This is a genomic window from Exiguobacterium sp. B2(2022) (assembly GCF_028823655.1).
GTDB lineage: Bacteria > Bacillota > Bacilli > Exiguobacteriales > Exiguobacteriaceae > Exiguobacterium > Exiguobacterium aestuarii_A.
On record NZ_JAPEHX010000016.1, the window covers coordinates 28,335 to 44,888 of the forward strand.

Annotated in this window: 19 protein-coding genes and 2 riboswitches; of the genes, 6 read left to right on the forward strand and 13 right to left on the reverse strand. The window is 46.8% G+C overall.

All coding sequences use genetic code 11. The features are described from left to right. Positions 1-9 precede the first annotated feature (9 nt). The 7 genes from ON063_RS04765 to ON063_RS04795 all read right to left on the reverse strand — a co-directional run bounded on the left by ON063_RS04765 (position 10) and on the right by ON063_RS04795 (position 5,934). Positions 10-744 carry an energy-coupling factor transporter transmembrane component T family protein gene (locus ON063_RS04765; protein ID WP_274664400.1) on the reverse strand — a complete coding sequence of 245 codons (735 nt, stop codon included), beginning with the start codon at positions 742-744 and terminating at the stop codon, positions 10-12. Then, positions 726-2,069, reverse strand: coding sequence for an ABC transporter ATP-binding protein (locus tag ON063_RS04770; protein WP_274664401.1), 1,344 nt, complete (start codon positions 2,067-2,069; stop codon positions 726-728). The genes ON063_RS04765 and ON063_RS04770 overlap by 19 nt, the downstream gene beginning before the upstream one ends. After that, the gene (locus ON063_RS04775; RefSeq protein WP_074034359.1) at positions 2,062-2,637 is read right to left on the reverse strand and encodes an ECF transporter S component; all 576 of its coding nucleotides are present in this window, start codon (positions 2,635-2,637) and stop codon (positions 2,062-2,064) included. The genes ON063_RS04770 and ON063_RS04775 overlap by 8 nt, the downstream gene beginning before the upstream one ends. Beyond that, positions 2,630-3,220: a YkoF family thiamine/hydroxymethylpyrimidine-binding protein gene (locus ON063_RS04780; RefSeq protein ID WP_274664402.1), complete on the reverse strand. Its 591-nt coding sequence runs from the start codon at positions 3,218-3,220 to the stop codon at positions 2,630-2,632. Before ON063_RS04780 ends, ON063_RS04775 begins: the two co-directional genes overlap by 8 nt. An 82-nt stretch (positions 3,221-3,302) precedes the next feature. Further along, a riboswitch (TPP riboswitch) is annotated at positions 3,303-3,403 on the reverse strand. A gap of 59 nt (positions 3,404-3,462) precedes the next feature. Continuing rightward, positions 3,463-4,662, reverse strand: a complete 1,200-nt coding sequence (locus tag ON063_RS04785) for a GTP-binding protein (protein WP_274664403.1) — start codon at positions 4,660-4,662, stop codon at positions 3,463-3,465. A gap of 111 nt (positions 4,663-4,773) precedes the next feature. Beyond that, positions 4,774-5,040 (reverse strand): hypothetical protein, encoded by a 267-nt coding sequence (locus tag ON063_RS04790; protein ID WP_214748911.1) that lies wholly within the window; start codon positions 5,038-5,040, stop codon positions 4,774-4,776. A 12-nt stretch (positions 5,041-5,052) separates the two neighbouring features. Continuing rightward, positions 5,053-5,934, reverse strand: a complete 882-nt coding sequence (locus tag ON063_RS04795; protein WP_274664404.1) for an SMP-30/gluconolactonase/LRE family protein — start codon at positions 5,932-5,934, stop codon at positions 5,053-5,055. A 148-nt stretch (positions 5,935-6,082) separates the two neighbouring features. On the opposite strand from ON063_RS04795, the gene ON063_RS04800 reads away from it, so the two are divergent. Further along, positions 6,083-6,538 (forward strand): class I SAM-dependent methyltransferase, encoded by a 456-nt coding sequence (locus tag ON063_RS04800; protein ID WP_274664405.1) that lies wholly within the window; start codon positions 6,083-6,085, stop codon positions 6,536-6,538. Between the two features lie 182 nt (positions 6,539-6,720). Here ON063_RS04800 and rlmN read toward each other — a convergent pair whose 3' ends face one another. Both rlmN and ON063_RS04810 read right to left on the reverse strand, forming a co-directional pair. After that, positions 6,721-7,782 carry a 23S rRNA (adenine(2503)-C(2))-methyltransferase RlmN gene (gene rlmN, locus ON063_RS04805; protein WP_214692573.1) on the reverse strand — a complete coding sequence of 354 codons (1,062 nt, stop codon included), beginning with the start codon at positions 7,780-7,782 and terminating at the stop codon, positions 6,721-6,723. A gap of 65 nt (positions 7,783-7,847) precedes the next feature. Next, positions 7,848-9,254 (reverse strand): amidase family protein, encoded by a 1,407-nt coding sequence (locus ON063_RS04810; RefSeq protein ID WP_274664406.1) that lies wholly within the window; start codon positions 9,252-9,254, stop codon positions 7,848-7,850. A gap of 113 nt (positions 9,255-9,367) precedes the next feature. On the opposite strand from ON063_RS04810, the gene ON063_RS04815 reads away from it, so the two are divergent. The 3 genes from ON063_RS04815 to ON063_RS04825 all read left to right on the forward strand — a co-directional run bounded on the left by ON063_RS04815 (position 9,368) and on the right by ON063_RS04825 (position 10,888). Next, complete coding sequence (locus tag ON063_RS04815; RefSeq protein ID WP_274664407.1) at positions 9,368-9,529, forward strand: hypothetical protein; 162 nt, start codon at positions 9,368-9,370, stop codon at positions 9,527-9,529. A gap of 44 nt (positions 9,530-9,573) precedes the next feature. Further along, positions 9,574-9,673, forward strand: a riboswitch (SAM riboswitch). A gap of 68 nt (positions 9,674-9,741) precedes the next feature. Further along, positions 9,742-10,266, forward strand: a complete 525-nt coding sequence (gene msrA / locus ON063_RS04820) for a peptide-methionine (S)-S-oxide reductase MsrA (RefSeq protein WP_274664408.1) — start codon at positions 9,742-9,744, stop codon at positions 10,264-10,266. Between the two features lie 100 nt (positions 10,267-10,366). After that, positions 10,367-10,888: a DM13 domain-containing protein gene (locus ON063_RS04825; RefSeq protein ID WP_274664409.1), complete on the forward strand. Its 522-nt coding sequence runs from the start codon at positions 10,367-10,369 to the stop codon at positions 10,886-10,888. Positions 10,889-11,851: 963 nt separating this feature from the next. Here ON063_RS04825 and ON063_RS04830 read toward each other — a convergent pair. Both ON063_RS04830 and ON063_RS04835 read right to left on the reverse strand, forming a co-directional pair. Then, complete coding sequence (locus ON063_RS04830) at positions 11,852-12,274, reverse strand: SRPBCC family protein (RefSeq protein ID WP_274664410.1); 423 nt, start codon at positions 12,272-12,274, stop codon at positions 11,852-11,854. A 206-nt stretch (positions 12,275-12,480) separates the two neighbouring features. Beyond that, positions 12,481-13,344 (reverse strand): GRP family sugar transporter, encoded by an 864-nt coding sequence (locus tag ON063_RS04835; RefSeq protein ID WP_274664411.1) that lies wholly within the window; start codon positions 13,342-13,344, stop codon positions 12,481-12,483. A gap of 259 nt (positions 13,345-13,603) precedes the next feature. Here ON063_RS04835 and ON063_RS04840 point away from each other — a divergent pair, with 259 nt between their 5' ends. Continuing rightward, the gene (locus ON063_RS04840; protein WP_074033158.1) at positions 13,604-13,936 is read left to right on the forward strand and encodes a four-helix bundle copper-binding protein; all 333 of its coding nucleotides are present in this window, start codon (positions 13,604-13,606) and stop codon (positions 13,934-13,936) included. Positions 13,937-13,997: 61 nt separating this feature from the next. Beyond that, entirely contained in the window at positions 13,998-14,564 is a 567-nt protein-coding gene (locus ON063_RS04845) for a 3'-5' exonuclease (protein WP_274664412.1), read from the forward strand. A 23-nt stretch (positions 14,565-14,587) separates the two neighbouring features. Here the strand turns inward: ON063_RS04845 and ON063_RS04850 are convergent, their stop codons facing one another. Together ON063_RS04850 and ON063_RS04855 are read right to left on the reverse strand one after the other, a co-directional pair. Next, the gene (locus tag ON063_RS04850) at positions 14,588-15,649 is read right to left on the reverse strand and encodes a bifunctional glycosyltransferase family 2/GtrA family protein (RefSeq protein ID WP_274664413.1); all 1,062 of its coding nucleotides are present in this window, start codon (positions 15,647-15,649) and stop codon (positions 14,588-14,590) included. A gap of 91 nt (positions 15,650-15,740) precedes the next feature. Continuing rightward, a partial coding sequence (locus tag ON063_RS04855; RefSeq protein ID WP_274664414.1) for a sodium:calcium antiporter occupies positions 15,741-16,554 on the reverse strand: 814 nt, incomplete at its 5' end.

Below are 16,554 nucleotides of genomic sequence, written 5' to 3' on the forward strand. Positions count from 1 at the left end.
CTTCCTTTTTTATATGCCCGCCCATATGGCGATTCCAAATAACGTGAGTAATACACCTGACCAAACAAAATCACTTGATTTGACCTCAACCTTGTCATAAATCGTTCGTTTTCCACTCGTGAACCCTCTCGCTTCCATCGAAAAGGCGATGCGTTCTGCCCGTCGGATCGAACCTGCCAGGAGTGGCAACAGTAATTTCGGAACGTGCCGTAGGCGTCCCCATTTCGTGTTGAGCGAAATTCCTCGCAACTGATGTGCATATTGGAGTTGCTGCAACTCACGCTGCAACAAAGGGATGAAGCGGAACCCGACAAGGGCACTATAGGCGATTGTTGGCGATAACTTCGCCTGTTGCATCAAACTCATAACGAATCGCTTTGAATCTGTTGTCATCATGAAAAGAAGGGAGAGGACCGTGAACGCCAGGACGCGAAGACTAAGGGCAACGGCGACACGTCTCTCTTCGATTGTGATGTCCTGACCGAGTATGGTCATCCACGTCTCTCCCTCAAGATTTTTCCCAAACACGAGCGTCGTCCAAAACGTGCCGAGCGCCGTGATGAGAAATGGGATTAAGAACAGCCCCCATCTTTTCCACGATACGTCTGTCGCCACCAGCTGAATCAGTAGCGTACCGACAATGATGACAAGCGGGGTCCAAGGGTTGTAAAACAGTGCCAGACCGAACATGATGAGCGTCAATGTCACAAATTTCACCGTCGGATTCATGTCATGGAGTGACATCGTTCTCCCCTCCCTTGCAATCGATAATCAAGGAGCATCTCTGTGTTCTGCCATAGTTCATCCCCGAACGGTCCCGAAAGTTCCCCGTCCTTCATCAAATAGAACGTATTGGCGATATTGGCGAACGATAGGTCATGGGTTACGAACAGGATGGTCTGCCCTTGTTCCGCATGCCGCTTCATCAGCGCCTCGAGTGCATGGAGTGACGCTTCGTCCTGACCTGCAGTCGGTTCATCGAATGCAAGCAATTGCTTATTCGATAGCGACTGGATTCCAACTGCGAGCCTTCGTTTTTGACCATGGCTAAGGGATAACGGATGGAGGAATCTCTGATTATGAAGCTCCATGTCAGATAACACGGTCTCAATTGATGTTTCGTGACCAAACTGCAACTCTCGCTCAACGGAGTTCATAAAAAATAGATGTTCTGGTGATTGTGGCACGAGTCCGACCCGATGATCGTGTTCTGTTAAGCTTCTCAAAAATGTCGACTTCCCGCTCCCATTCGGTCCGAGAACGGCAATCACTTCTCCTGACCGGACATGAAGTAACGTTTCCTTAAGCTGAAACGAATCACGTCTGACCTCTTTAACCTTGTAGCGTTGAATAGCTGAGAGTGACGCGTTCGACTTCACGAATGCAAAATCCTCGACCGGACGGAATGATTCATGCCTAACGATACACCCTCGCTCTAACTCAATATGCCAGTCAAAGTAATCCCCCCATAGATGAGGACGATGCTCGACGACAATGACATTCAAATCTTTCATCTTGTCGAGCCATTTTACAAATTCTTGCGCGGTCACTGGGTCTAGATGCGTCAACGGTTCATCGAGCAGTAGCCACTGAGGCCTTCCGACTAAAGCGCAAGCGACAGCGATCCGCTGTTTCTGTCCGCCTGACAACGAATCAATTTTGCGGTTTCGATAATCACTCAACTGTAACGATTCGAGGATTTCCGTCACGCGTTGTTCGATGTCTGAGACAGGTGTCGACAAGTTCTCAAGTGTGAAAATCAGTTCTTCTTCCACCCGCTCCATGACAAATTGCGTATCCGGGTCTTGAAACACCGTTGCGACCTGCTGATTGATCTCGCCAGGTGCATAGTCGTCGTATGATCGTCCAAGTAGTTCGAGTCTACCATCAAGGATTCCGTCACAATTCTCCGGATAGAGACGGTTGAATAGCGCGAGAAGCGTCGATTTCCCGCTTCCGCTCGCCCCACTAAGAATCGTACGACCTTGACGGATTGAAACGGTCACGTCTTCAAGAATCGCCTCAGAACTCTCTGGGAATCGAAAATGAAGTGACTCTGTCTCAACCATGGACGTTCCCACTTCGTGAAATCGCATAACCGCGAAGTGATCCTGTCTTCAGCAATAGGTCACTGAGCAACTTCCCACCGATTCCAGCGATGACCATCCCACTGACGGCTCTCAGCCCGAACATCGTCGCCACATAGCCTGGCTCTAACATCGCGAACCCACTCATGAAATATGTATAGACGAAACTCGTGACAGCCGACCCAAATCCGGCAAGCATGAGTACCCATAGCTCATAACGTCTATAGCCCGTCATTGCAAAGACGGCTTCTGCCCCTAAACCTTGAACGATGCCGACCAAGATGATGCGTGGCCCAATGGCATTGCCAATCAACATCTCAATCGTTGCGGCCATCACTTCTGAGATGAATGCCGCCCCCGGTTTACGAATGATGTATGCGGAGATAATCGATACGATAAACCAGATGCCAAAGATCCACTCGTAGGCGATGGGACCGATCAACCCTGCCCACAAGTTACCGATATGAACGAACAATAAATAGACGACCGCGAAGACAACAGATAGTACGGAGACAAGGACGACTTCTTTCAATTTCCACGATTTAAGCATGTCGCCCTCCATGTGACGGACTATTTACGCTGAACGTCACCGTCATGACAACGTGTCGGTTCTTTTCGCGCGTCCGCTTAAAGGCCGCCTCGTAGTATGAGAACACGTCATCTAAGTTCCCATGGATGCCTGATGCATAATGCATCGACTCGTTATAGACACCAGCCTGTTTTGCTTGTTCGATTTCCTCATAGATAAGCTCCATGTAATCGTCAGCACCCATCGGATAGAGTGCGAACTGCGATGACACATACTGGTCTCTTGATGCACCGTTTAATGGTTCGCTCGGAGCCTTGAGTACCTCATCTCCCGCCGAATCCCCTGGACAACCGACAGAGAACGTTCCGCTCATTGAGACATGCTTCCCTTCTTCCGAAGCAAGACTCAAGACCGTTCGAGCGACGTCAAACACATGCTCGACTTGTCCACGGATGACCGTCGACACGTCATCCGTATGTCTCCACACACCTGACAGATCCGTTCGTTCTAGTGCACCTTTGATTGTCCCGACAAAATCGTCTGTCATCGGGCTTAGTGTGAATCGAAACCCGACAATCGGACTCGTACCACATGATTCATTCATTCTATTTCCCCCTCTAAATGTGTTTGCATAAAAAAAGCCGCATTCATGAGAATGCAGCAGCAAAATCTATACAAACTTGCATAGAGAAAGTGCCGCACTTCCTCACGCCAGTATTATCTGGATCGAGTTATAAGGGATCGGAGCCGTGCTCTCATCTCAGCCGAAGCACCCCTAGTGCAGTCATTAATATGCGGTTACTTATGCAGTCACAGTATAGCGATGTTTCGAAGCTTTGTAAACGGTCAATCTGAATATGTGACGAATTGACCTGTACCAGGGAGCGGGTCATGGAACGAATCCCACGATTCTTCCATCTCCTCATCCGTCAACAAGCAAGCGTCAAGTGACCGCTCGACCGTCTCACGGTCCATTCGTTGACCGATGAGGACCAATTCGTTCTGTCGGTCTCCGTACGGTTCGATGTAGTCTTCGCGCAGTTCCGGTTCGGTTGCAAACATACCCTCTCGTTCGCTCTCCGGAAGTGTCGCTAACCAACGCCCCGCATGTTCGAGCGTTGATGCATACCCAGCTTGTGAAAACAGACAAGCGAGGTCGTTTCGTGTCGCAATCCATAAGAAACCTTTGGCACGAACGATTTCTTCAGGGTAATGTTCCATCCAATTCATCAAACGCTCAGGATGGAAAGGTCTACGCCGACGGTAAACGAACGAACTGATGCCATACTCTTCTGTTTCCGGTGTATGTTCTTCCGACTCGAGTTCTTGAATCCAACCTGCAGCGTGCATCGCTTGGTCAAAATCGAACAACCGGACGTCAAGCAGGTCGTCTAACCCCACATTCGAGTAGGTCGACGTCAACAACTTAGCACTCGGATTGAGCGTTTTCAGTAAGCCCTTCATTTCCTGCAGTTCTTCTTCAGATACCCTGTCCGCCTTGTTCAATACGATGATGTCCGCAAACTCGACTTGGTCGACGAGAAGGTCGACGACTTCACGTACGTCACCTGTATCGACGGCTTGTTGGCGTTCCATAAGCGATTCACCGGAATTGAAATCTTTGAAGAAGCGGTACGCATCAACGACGGTGACCATCGCATCGATATAGACACGGCTCGTCAAATCGATCCCGAGCGCGTCGTCGGCATACGTGAACGTCTGCGCAACAGGAATCGGCTCAGAGATACCAGAAGACTCGATGATGATGCCGTCGAGCTCACGATCTTTCGTTAATTCATAGACGGCTGTCAACAAATCTTCGCGAAGCGTGCAACAGATACATCCGTTCGAAAGTTCGACTAGCTTTTCATCCGTCCGGGAGAATCCTCCCTGCTCGATCAACTTCTCATCGATATTCAGTTCACTCATATCGTTCACGATGACGGCATATTTCTTGTGATCTCGGTTATGTAAGATGTGGTTAAGCAGCGTCGTCTTGCCGCTACCAAGATACCCCGAGAGTACCGTAATTGGAATTCGTTTCATGATATATCCTCCATTTAAATCGTAATGATTACTTTTTATATAATGGAATGGTAACATCTTTTTGTCAACAAAAAAACACGCCACACGGACGTGTTTTCGAAGAAAGTATAATCATTCTTCCAACGCTCTTCGTTCTGCCTCTGAACGCGGGTAAGCATTCGCCTGCCATTCAGCCCGATAAATCGAGTCGAGTTGAGTCAATCCGACTTCATCCTCATCTTTGTCTGAATCGACGCTCGGCACCTCATCCCACTTCGGGTCGAGGTACGAATGATCTTCTTCACGTGCTCGATTTTCTTGAATCTTTTGAATCCCCATCTTAACTGCTGCAGCAACTGCCAACCCAATACCTGCTCGAACCAACAGTCGTTTCACCATCGTATTTCCTCCTCAGCGACCGAAACGATACAATGGCATCCCTTTCACTTCTGTGTCTATAATAAATACCGATCCCGCATCCGGGTATTCGGAAAGCGCCTCTTCATCCATTCCTTCACGAGCCGTCGTGATGGCTAATCGATTCAGTCCATCCCCGATAAAGGCACATGAAGTGACATTCGGCGCAGGAACATGCACTTCCAATAATTTTTTACCTGTCGATGGGTCCCAACGTGACACTCGTCCACCAGCATAATGTGCAATCCATAAACATCCTTCCGTATCTGATGTCATACCATCCGGGAAGCCATCCTCGTCCGCGAAATCGATGACGACCTTTCCATTTGATAACGTACCTGACTTCAAATCAAAATCATATTTCCGAATTTTTTCAGTCGGTGTATCGATATGATAAAAAACGGAATGGTCAGGCGACCATGTCAACCCGTTCGAAAGTGTCAATTCATCCATGAGTGATGTTGTCGTTCCATCTCGATCGACTCGATACAATGTCGCTTGGTTTTCTTCATCCTCAAGATGGAGCGTACCTGCAAAAATACGACCATATGGATCGGCTTTCCCATCGTTGAAACGTAATCGACCATCCGGGTCATCCAACTCAACAATCTTATTTAGATCTCGATTGATTTCATCCCATTCATAGATTCCATCTTTCAATCCAAGGACGACACCGTCCGTCACTTTTGGTATGACAAAACCGACCTGTTTTCCGACCTCGAATGAAGAAATCTCGTCTTCTCGCTCGTCATACCACCATAACGTATGACCTTCGATATCTACCCAATAAAAACGCTTTAACTCAGCATCCCAACAAGGACCTTCACCAAGCGTATTTCGTACCCGAATCCATAACGACGCATCTACTTTCTCCATTACTTAGCCTCCACTCTATCCATTAGTTCAGAAATCTATTCCCTTCTCCCATCTCGACTATGCATGAATTCAGAAAATCGTGATGGATTTTCACCGTTGTCCGTTCGATTTGCTATAGTGAAAGAAAAGTAGAGAGGAAGTGAATGTCTTGTCTAAATGGGATGAACGATTTAGCTCGGAGGATTATGTGTATGGGACAGATCCGAACGAGTTTTTACAAAAATGGATCACCTCTCATCAGATTGAAGGAAAACGTGTATTGGCCATCGCTGAGGGGGAAGGTCGAAACGCAGTCTGGCTCGCCACGCTCGGCTTCGACGTCGAGATGTGGGACGCTTCGAAAGTGGGACTCGAAAAAGCGAAGCGCTTGGCGACTTCACGAAACGTCTCCCTTCAGACGAAGCAGATTGACTTGAATGAAGCGGTCTGGTCGCAAGAAACGTATGACCTAGTTATCTGCATCTTCGGCCACTTTCCTCCACATGTCAGAGAAAAGGTGCTCGCCGGTATTCAAAAAACACTGCGACCTGGTGGCGTATTCCTGACCGAGGTGTACTCTACACATCAACTCGCCTACAGGACAGGTGGACCAAAAGACCTCTAACTTCTATACACTGAAAAGATGTTTCACCAACTCGAAGACAATTTCATTCCTCTCGTTTTAAATGAGAATGTCGTATGGCGAGAAGAAGGAAGACTGCATCACGGTGAATCAGCTGTGATTCAATATGTCGGACAAAAACGATAAGCGAATGGCCTCCCCGAAAATTCGGAGAGGCCATTTGATTACTTCGCGCCTTCGACGTTCATATGCTTACTGCGGAGCTGACCGCAAGCTGCATCGATGTCTGTCCCGTGTTCGAGACGGACACCCGTATTGACGCCACGCTTTTTCAAGATATCATAAAACGCCATGATATCTTCCGGTGTGCTTCGCTCATATTGAATATGCTCGTTGACCGGATTGTATGGAATCAAGTTGATGTAAGACTTGTCCTTGATGTCTTCAATCAAGTCCGCGAGTTCTTCCGCATGTTCTGGTAAATCGTTCACTTTCGAGAGCAGGATATACTCGAATGTGATTCGCTTATTCGTCTTCTCGACGTAATAGCGAATCGATGGCATGAGTTTATCAAGCGGGAACGCCCGGTTGATTTTCATGATGCGTGTACGTAATTCATCGTTTGGCGCATGCAGAGATAGCGCCAAATTGATGCGTAAGTCGAGGTCCGCAAACTTATAAATCTTGTCCGCAAGACCACTCGTCGACACGTTGATTTTACGTGGGGCGATTGCAAGACCACGCTCATCTTTGACGACGCGCAAGAAGTCGACCAAGTTATCGAAGTTATCGAACGGTTCACCGATTCCCATAACGACGATATGACTGACACGGTCCCCTTCTCCTTCTCCATCGAGGAAATGTTGGACAGTCATGATCTGCTCAACGACCTCACCAGCCGTCAAATCACGTGTCTTTTTCAACAAGCCGCTCGCACAGAAGCTGCAGCCGATGTTACAACCGACCTGTGTCGTCACACAGACCGAGCGACCATATTTATGACGCATGAGCACAGTCTCGATATAGTGACCGTCATGCAATTTAAGTAAGAATTTGACCGTTCCATCTCCCGCTTCTTGTTTGACGAACAGTTCTTGTGTCGAGATGACATATTTCTCAGTTAAGTAATCGCGTACTTCGTCACGGACGTTCAGCGCGTCCATCGATTTGACTCGATCGATGTAGAGCGAGTCCCAGACTTGGCGTGCGTGGAAGGCACCATATCCTGCTTCCGTGCACTCGTTTGTGAGCTGATCGAACGTCAACCCGTATATAGATGATTTCATTCTAACCTGTCCTTTCTCTAATCCGCATACGTACCATTGTAGCGGACGTCAGAGACGGGTGCAACTTACGAATAATCTGGAGGCGTCGGTCGTGTGATGAACTGTTCGAACGCATAAGCGACACGAATCAAATCTCGTTCCGCGAAGCTCGTTCCCGTGAACGATAGACCGAACGGGGTCCCGCTCTCTTTTCGTTTATAAGGGACCGTGATTGTCGGGTGTCCTGCTTTCGCAGCCATGTCATAGTTCATGTCATGTGGCAGGACAATCGCGTCCAGTTTTTGCCCTTTTAATAGCTCATCCATTCCGTCCACTTTTGCGAAATGAACATCATCAATCCGACGGTCGAGATAACTAGCTTCGACGAGACGCCCTGAACGTGCATCTGACTGTTCAAAGATGGTCTGCCCGTGCGGAATCGATTCGGGATGGTCCGCGTTCCATTCGATCAAGTCTGAAAGCGTCTTAAATGGCACAGTTGTGTTCGCAAGATACGCCTCAATCCCAAGCTTGAATTCATCAAACAAAATATCTGCCTGTTCTAATGCATCGTGTTTCGGTAACGTGATTTCGACGAGTTCAACTTCGGCTTGACGCAACAATCGAAGTGCCTGTTCATACAAACCGATTTCTTCGTCTGAAATAGTTGGCTTGATAAATCCGACACGCATCCCGACCGCTTGACGGACATCGAGACACGTCACATAAGGCGGTCCGACTGGAGTTTCCCATGTCGCAGGATCAGCCGAATCTTCACCACACATGGTCTGCAAGGCAACGACCGCATCACGAAGGGTACGCGCCATCGGTCCAGCCGTATCCTGAGAACGTGAGATCGGAATGATTCCTGAACGACTGATCAAGCCGACGGTCGGCTTGATTCCGACGATACTATTATGCACACTCGGGTGTACAATCGAGCCGCTCGTCTCAGATCCAACGGCAAGGAGTGTCAAGTTTGCCGCAACCGCCGAAGCCGATCCAGAACTCGATCCCCCGACATCTAATTGGTCGCCATAAGGGTTCTTCGTTTGTCCGCCAACAGCACTCCAACCGTTCGGCATATCTTCAGTCAAAAAGTTCGCCCACTCGGACAGGTTCGCTTTCCCAAGAATAATGGCCCCGTCATCCCGTAATCGTTTCACGAGTTCGGCATCTCGACCCGCAAAATGATGTCGCATGGCGGCGGCACCCGCTGTCGTACGCATCAGACCGGATGTCTCGATATTGTCCTTAATTAAGACGGGGATGCCGAGGAGCGGTTTGCGTACTCCTTTTTTATAGGCCCGGTCTGCCGCCTCTGCCTCGAACAGGGCGTCCGGATTCACCTGGATGACGGCATGAAGTCGCTCATTATATGCAGCAATCCTTCTAAGATAATACGCAGTTATGTCTCGTGCCGTGAATTGTCCTTCTTTATACCCACGATGTGCACGTTCAATCGTCAGTTCATGTAATTGGATTTGTTCCATCCTACATTCCTCCTTTATCTCTCCCACTCTATTCGTGCTCTATGCCTGATTTCCTTTTCGTATCGCCAAGTCGATGTGTTCTTGTTACACTTAAGAAAAAACAGGAGGTTCCTATGACACGCTCCTATGTGTTTGTGTTGCTGGCTGTGTTCGGTCTATTTTTCTTGCAGTTATACGGCGAGAATGTGCCTTATGGTCCGTTCATTTCCATCGGGTTGATCGGATTCATCATCGTCTTGACGATTTTTCAGTTAAAACGAAAACCGAATCATTGACGAAAGTATTTTGAGGGTGGTATGATGCTCTCACCAACTACATATCGATATCAAGAGTGAACGAGAGATCTGGCTCCATGACTTCACAGCAACCTGCCACAGGCAAGGTGCTACGACCAGCAAGGGAAACCTTGGACGATATGACGAGAGCGCTCATGTCATCCGACGTGAGCGCTTTTTTTGTTGAAATACGATTTGGAGGGAACGACAAGATGGAAAAAGCAACATTTGCAGGTGGCTGTTTTTGGTGCATGGTAACACCTTTTGAAGAACTACCAGGGATTGAAGGAATCGTATCCGGCTATATGGGCGGACAGATCGACAATCCGACGTATGAAGAAGTCAAAACGGGAACGACTGGTCATTTAGAAGTCGTTCAAATCACATATGACCCATCTCTGTTTTCATATGAGCGTCTCCTCGAGCTATATTGGATTCAGACCGACCCGACCGATGAAGGTGGTCAATTCCAAGACCGTGGGCCTCAGTATGCCCCAGCCATCTTCTATCACACGGAGGAACAACGAATCGCGGCTGAAGCGAGTCGAGACGTATTAGCAGCAAGTGGTCGCTTCACGGCACCGATTGTCACAAAAATCACTCCGGCGACGACATTCTTCGAAGCGGAAGAGTATCACCAGGATTACCATAAAAAGAATCCGAAACATTATAAAGAAGACCGAGCCATCTCAGGACGAGACACGTTCATCGAAGAGAACTGGACCGAAACCGTATAACGATTATCAGACGCGAATTTTAACATTCGCGTCTTTTATAAGCCCAATAATCGGGAAAAGGGTATTAATGGTTCATACATCCGAAAAGGAGGACTCATACATGAAAACAAGTACGAAACTCATCATCGGTGTGATCGGCGTAGCCGTGATCGCCGTCGCCTGGTGGCTCATCTCACCGCTTTTCTTGACAGAGACCGTCGATGAAGGACTACCACCGACAGCTGTTGAGACGCCTGCTTCAGAAGAAGAAACAGAGGAAGAGACAACTGAGACACCGGAAGCACAACCGAGTCAAACCGAAGTAGCGGGTGTGTTCATGGACGGGGAGAAAAATTATGAGACGACGGGCACGATACGCTCCGTCGAGGCAGAAGACGGGACGTATCTACGATTTGAAGAGTTCGAAACAACGAACGGACCTGACTTATTCGTCTATTTGACGAAGCCAGGACAAGAGACAACCGAAGGCGTCAGTCTAGGATCGTTAAAAGGAAACATCGGGAATCAAAATTATTTAGTCCCTGCGGATGTGAATCTAGAAGAGTACAACACAGTCGTCATCTGGTGCCGTGCGTTCAGCGCGACGTTCGGGACGGGTGAATTAAGCGCATCGAATGAATAACTGATATCAAACAGCCTGGACGTTTGACGTCCTCGCTGTTTTTTTGTATTAGAAAAATTATTTCTATCAGTTCTATCTATTTATTCATGCAATTCACGTGTTACAATATGGTAAAGTATGGAACTTTTTATAAGGAGGGTTTTTATTTGACTTCACATCAATCGACATCATACAGCTCATATTTTTGGAAACGGTTTTGGATTCTTTTTCTGCCGATCGTGACGATTGGGATTTTATCTGAACCAATGATTGTAGAGAACACGTTTAAGAGTCTTGAAGATATCGGCGAGTTTGTTTTCTACTCGCTATTCTATATTGTTGTAATCGGAGGCTTTACTGCGTTTGCCATTTCTTTCGTATGGAGAAGAAAATGATTGTTCCAAAATTGATGGTAGCCTGTTTATCTTCAATTGTTCTGAGTTTTTCTCTTCCAGTCTTCATGCCTGTGTTTGAAGATTTTACTTATTTTCAGAATGTTTTTATGTATGTGTTTTATGCCTCACCTATTATTTTCACTTATGGAATAATGACCTCTATTTTTTCGGAGTTTCTAAGTCAACGTATGACATTCAAAATCAAAAAAATAACTTCATTTTTGATGCACTTGATGTTTGGTGCCTTTTTCGTTTTCCCTTACGGCCTTATATTCGATTTGTCAGTATTTACAGAAGGAACCATTAATTTTGCAACTGTAACGGGAGTGTTTAGTGCTTTTATCTTTTTTGTGATAAATGAATTCATCCTTTTATATGTAAAAATGAAGAATCGATCTTAAACTATCTATTAAAATTTTCTCTAATAATTGATATCCTACAGAAACTTCAAACTGTCATACACCCTCTTTAAACTTAGAGTTTTCACCCTCTATGTAATGAGTAATTTTGGATGTTTATAATGACAATCGGTAGAATCCATATCAACTTCAACATGGACCCTGCCGATATTTAGTTTAAATTATTCGACCTACTTATTAGATCCATTCGCATATCGGGTGAAATTATCGAGAATTGCCTGCCAGCCTTGTCGTTGCAATTCAATCGGATTCATCGATTCTGTATCAAATACCTCAATCACTTTCGTCTGATTCCCTTCTGAAGCAAATGAAATTCTAACTCTCCGTTCATCGTCAAGACGATACTGAATGAGCTCATTTACTTTAACTTCTTCATACACTCCTTCAAAATCAAAGCCCATGCTTTGATCTTTTGCTTCCATCCGACTTCGAAATTTGCCGCCAATCCGTAAGTCGTTTTCCGCTTCGGTCGTATGCCAATCGTCAGACGCATGATTCCACTGTTTAATATGATCTGGGTCTGTCCACAGTTTCCAGACAGTGTCGATTGGTGCATCGACGACCGTTGATATCGTCACTACGTTTGATTCCATAATTCGTTTCCCCTTTACTCTGCAATTTTCCGAGCAATCATGAATGTGGTACGTACCCTGTACCATGTAGATTACATGAGTAGGCATTACTTCCCTATCTGTCACATCATCTCCTGCTCTCCCTTAATATCGCTAATCAAAAAAACCCTGAATGGCACGCTAGCATGAGTGCTCATTCAGGGTTCTTATCATTTCATAATCGAAATTTAGCTCTTGGCAATCCCAAGCATAAATCCGGCAACGACAATCAGACCAATTCCCATAAAGACATAGACGCGCTCTTTTGTCGTCTTCTCTTCTTTCAAGAGATAGATCCCACCGAGTGTCGCCACGACGACGTTCAATTGAGATAAAGCGAACGAAGTCGCAATCCCAACTTCTCCGCTCGAGACGAAGAGACCGAAGTTCCCGATCCCCCAGGCAATCCCGGCTAAAATATTCTTAAACGTACGTGGATCGATTTTCTTCACGTCCTTCTCACGGAGACTGAAAAGAAGAGCCGCGATGAACATTCCGACGGATTGTGGAAGAATTGCCGTGATACCATCTACTTCAAAATAGTTCGTTAAGACCGCATATGTGACGTAACCGATACTTGAAACGAATAAGACGAGTAATCCCTTCTTCAACGCACCGGCGCTATCTTTGTCTTTTTTCTGTTGATACGATGTCATCGTCGCCCCGATGATAATCAAGACGAGCGCTGAGAACCCTAACCACAGCTCTGTCGTCGTCTGCCAGTCCCCGAGAACGATGACCCCAAAGAGTGACGTTCCGACAAGCTGCATTCCTGTACTAATTGGCATCGCTTTGGAGACGCTTAGGATTTGGAACGATTGGAACTGCAAATATTGACCGAGCGCCCAGAACGCCCCTGAGATAAATCCGGTCACGATGGCGAGTGTCGTGAACTCCGGTCGGAATACGAGGGCAATCACGGCCGCCATGATCATCGCCCCGATGGTCGTTCCGATTAACTGCTGAATCGGTTTTCCTCCCACTTTCGACACGATGAGTGGAATACTTCCCCACATGAGTGCCGGTAAGAGTGCCAAAAGAATCATTTCCATAAAGCACACCTGCTTTCTTAATATAACGTCTAACATGAAATTCCCACGTCTCCAATTTTATAAACCTAAATTGCAAAAGGGAATTGCCATGTCGAATACTACGATGATATAATGATTTCGAACGGGGCATTAGCTCAGCTGGGAGAGCGCTACGCTGGCAGCGTAGAGGTCGTGTTACTTTTTTATTGGTATGGTGCGATTCAACCTTTATATGAACGGGTAATGAAAGATAGACTTTTTTATATAAGGGGGAATTTTGATGGAACGAACATCTGTAGAAGAAACATTGGCGAGCGTAATTGAATGTATGCGCGCATGCAACCATTGCTTCTCAAAAAGTTTACAAGAAGAGGATTTACACATGTTTACCGAATGCATTCGACTGACACGAGAATGCTCAGACATTTGTACGTTGGCTTTAAATGCTTTAGAAACAGATTCGGCCTTCTCTAAACCAATCGTTGCCTTGTGTGCTCAGGTATGTGATACATGTGCCGTCGAATGTGGCCGTCACTTGCATGACCACTGTCAGGCTTGTGCAAAAGCGTGCGAGCGCTGTGCCGAAGCTTGCCGTACCCTCGTCGCCGCTTAAGCACGACATTCGTCTAACTTTCTGTTAGACTTTTTTTATTGCAAAAGAAAGAAGGTAAATTATGAATCATACCATTCTCGCTCTCGATGTGGAGACCGCTAATCGAGATAGCCTTAGCATCTGCTCTGTCGGGTGGAGCATCCTGCAAAATGGAGAAGTGATTGAAACTGATCAACGACTCGTCAATCCAGAGGAAGACTTTGATATGGGGAACATACGGGTTCATGGCATTCGTCCGAGTGACGTATGGGATGCCCCTGCGTTACCGGAAGTACTTGCCTCTCTTTACCCGATTTTACGAGAAGTCGACCTCGTCATCGCACATAACGCCTCATTTGATATGGGTGCCTTAAGAAAGGCAATTTTGAAATATGATCTATTCGATTTCCCTACAATTGAGTACGGGTGCACTGTCAAATTGTCACGTAAACTGTATCCTGGACTCCCGAACCACAAGTTGAACACGATGGCAGAATACCTGAACGTGCCTTTTATTCATCATGATGCAGCAGAAGACGCTCGCGTATGCGCTCTACTCATGCGTGATATGATGCAGAAAACCGGCATTACAAGCTCGAGAGAGCTACATCGCTATACGTCCGTCAAAACAGGAACACTCGCATATTAAACCGGTCATGAGCCCATGACCGGTTATTTTTTGAAAATCCATCGTTTTTGGACATAGTAACTGACAAAAAAGAGAAAGCTGTCGACGATAATTTTTAGGATGACTTCTCCTTGTCTAAATAAAAGAAAAAGAAGATAGACCAACAATGCCGAGGTTACCATCTGGAGAACGACGAGCGAAAAATATTTGGAAAGTGATCGTCGCGCTTTTGAATGAAAGACGACTTTCCGATTGACGAAATAATTGAATAGAGAGGAGATAATTCGAGCGACGACCGTCGCGATGACGACGTGAGCCGTATCGAAGTACGGCGATAATAAAAAGATAAAACCTGCATACATCCCAACGTCGACAAGAAATGAAGCGACGGACGATGCCGAATACATCAAAAACATACGATAGATTAAAATCGAATCTAAAATCGGTCTAAAATGGGATGATACGTTTTCGTTTTCATATACCGTCTGGATGGTCGTCTGTTGAATCGGAACCTGTAACCGCTTTGTGAACGTCAGCATATTCATCTCGAACTCATATCGATTCCCCGGAATGTCAATCAGTTGTCGTGCGTATCGCATCGGGATGGCACGAAGTCCTGTCTGAGTATCTTTTAACTTCAATCCACTCCCGATCAACATGACGAGTCGTGTCGCCTGATTGCCGAATCGACTTCGGAGCGGAATCTTATCCCCACTGAAGTCACGGCAACCCATGATCAGATGATGCGGCTTACTCACCCCCTCCTCATACACATTGACGACGTCCTCAGGTAAATGTTGTCCATCGGCGTCAACTGTGATGACACCTAACTTGTCGGGATAGGTCTCTGCAATATGCTGTAGTCCAGTCTTCAGAGCTGCCCCTTTTCCTTGATTCTGTTCGTGCGTTAGCACTTGGTCAACAAATGATGCCACCTTTTCAAATATGCCTACCGTCGACTCATCACTACCGTCATTGACCACAACGATGGTCGAAAACCCACTCGCCCTCAGCCTTTCCACGAGTGTGACGAGTGCATCGTCAGGGTTGTAGGCCGGAATCAAAATTGTATACGCTTGACGTTTTTCTACTTCTTGCACTTGCATCGCCACCCCTCCTTCAATTCCCTTATACCCGAAGCAACGGATTCGCATTCTCAATTAAAAAATGCACCAGTCCTGAGACTGATGCATGAACTCACCCGATAAAGATCAAGTATGACGAAACAAAGTACACGACAACGACGAGCAGCGAAGGAATGACGTAACGTACCTTCGATGTGACGTTTTGACGCAGGACGCTATACATCACGAGAATCGATAGAATCGTAATCCCGACCGCCGAAACAAGGTGTGACGTCGATACGTCTGCCAAGATCGAACCGTTTCGATAGAAGACGTCCGACATGGCGATAATGAGCATGTTGAAGATGTTACTTCCGAGAATCGAACCGAATGCCAAGTTGACGTTTCGAAGTTTGAGCGCCATAAACACGGCGACTGCCTCAGGTAATGATGTCGATGCGGCAATCAAAAAGCTCCCGACGAAACTAGAACCGAGTCCCGTGACGACGGCGATTTGATCTCCTGTGATGGAGAGTGCCGTTCCGGCTGCCATGATGACGACAGCGGCAATTAGAAACCCGAATCCAGCTCGTTTCAACGTGATGTCTTCATACTTACTGACGACGACCTCTTCTTCCACTTCATGCTCAGCGACCGGCTCTTTCGGTTGCTTCCCGATATAGTAAATCCCGATCCCGTAAAGAAGGGCAATTAAAAGTGCGTCGACACCAATTCCGATGAAGGTCATATCGACTCGGACAATTAAGGCGACCAACGTCGTCACGGTCAGCAACAGCCCAAGTCCTGCCGTGTATAGATGATCACGGCTCGCATAGTTGAAGAGTTGCTTTTGACGGAAATAAAGGTCGAACATCGCTAAAATAAAAATATTGAACAAGTTAGACCCGAGCATGTTTCCGATGGCGATGTCCGGATTGTCAATCATG

Coding starts and splice junctions, on each gene's coding strand:
- ON063_RS04765 (WP_274664400.1), bottom strand. CDS start 744: ATGTCACTCCATGACATGAATCCGACGGTGAAATTTGTGACATTGACG.
- ON063_RS04770 (WP_274664401.1), bottom strand. CDS start 2,069: ATGGTTGAGACAGAGTCACTTCATTTTCGATTCCCAGAGAGTTCTGAG.
- ON063_RS04775 (WP_074034359.1), bottom strand. CDS start 2,637: ATGCTTAAATCGTGGAAATTGAAAGAAGTCGTCCTTGTCTCCGTACTA.
- ON063_RS04780 (WP_274664402.1), bottom strand. CDS start 3,220: ATGAATGAATCATGTGGTACGAGTCCGATTGTCGGGTTTCGATTCACA.
- ON063_RS04785 (WP_274664403.1), bottom strand. CDS start 4,662: ATGAAACGAATTCCAATTACGGTACTCTCGGGGTATCTTGGTAGCGGC.
- ON063_RS04790 (WP_214748911.1), bottom strand. CDS start 5,040: ATGGTGAAACGACTGTTGGTTCGAGCAGGTATTGGGTTGGCAGTTGCT.
- ON063_RS04795 (WP_274664404.1), bottom strand. CDS start 5,934: ATGGAGAAAGTAGATGCGTCGTTATGGATTCGGGTACGAAATACGCTT.
- rlmN (WP_214692573.1), bottom strand. CDS start 7,782: ATGAAATCATCTATATACGGGTTGACGTTCGATCAGCTCACAAACGAG.
- ON063_RS04810 (WP_274664406.1), bottom strand. CDS start 9,254: ATGGAACAAATCCAATTACATGAACTGACGATTGAACGTGCACATCGT.
- ON063_RS04815 (WP_274664407.1), top strand. CDS start 9,368: ATGACACGCTCCTATGTGTTTGTGTTGCTGGCTGTGTTCGGTCTATTT.
- msrA (WP_274664408.1), top strand. CDS start 9,742: ATGGAAAAAGCAACATTTGCAGGTGGCTGTTTTTGGTGCATGGTAACA.
- ON063_RS04825 (WP_274664409.1), top strand. CDS start 10,367: ATGAAAACAAGTACGAAACTCATCATCGGTGTGATCGGCGTAGCCGTG.
- ON063_RS04830 (WP_274664410.1), bottom strand. CDS start 12,274: ATGGAATCAAACGTAGTGACGATATCAACGGTCGTCGATGCACCAATC.
- ON063_RS04835 (WP_274664411.1), bottom strand. CDS start 13,344: ATGGAAATGATTCTTTTGGCACTCTTACCGGCACTCATGTGGGGAAGT.
- ON063_RS04840 (WP_074033158.1), top strand. CDS start 13,604: ATGGAACGAACATCTGTAGAAGAAACATTGGCGAGCGTAATTGAATGT.
- ON063_RS04845 (WP_274664412.1), top strand. CDS start 13,998: ATGAATCATACCATTCTCGCTCTCGATGTGGAGACCGCTAATCGAGAT.
- ON063_RS04850 (WP_274664413.1), bottom strand. CDS start 15,649: ATGCAAGTGCAAGAAGTAGAAAAACGTCAAGCGTATACAATTTTGATT.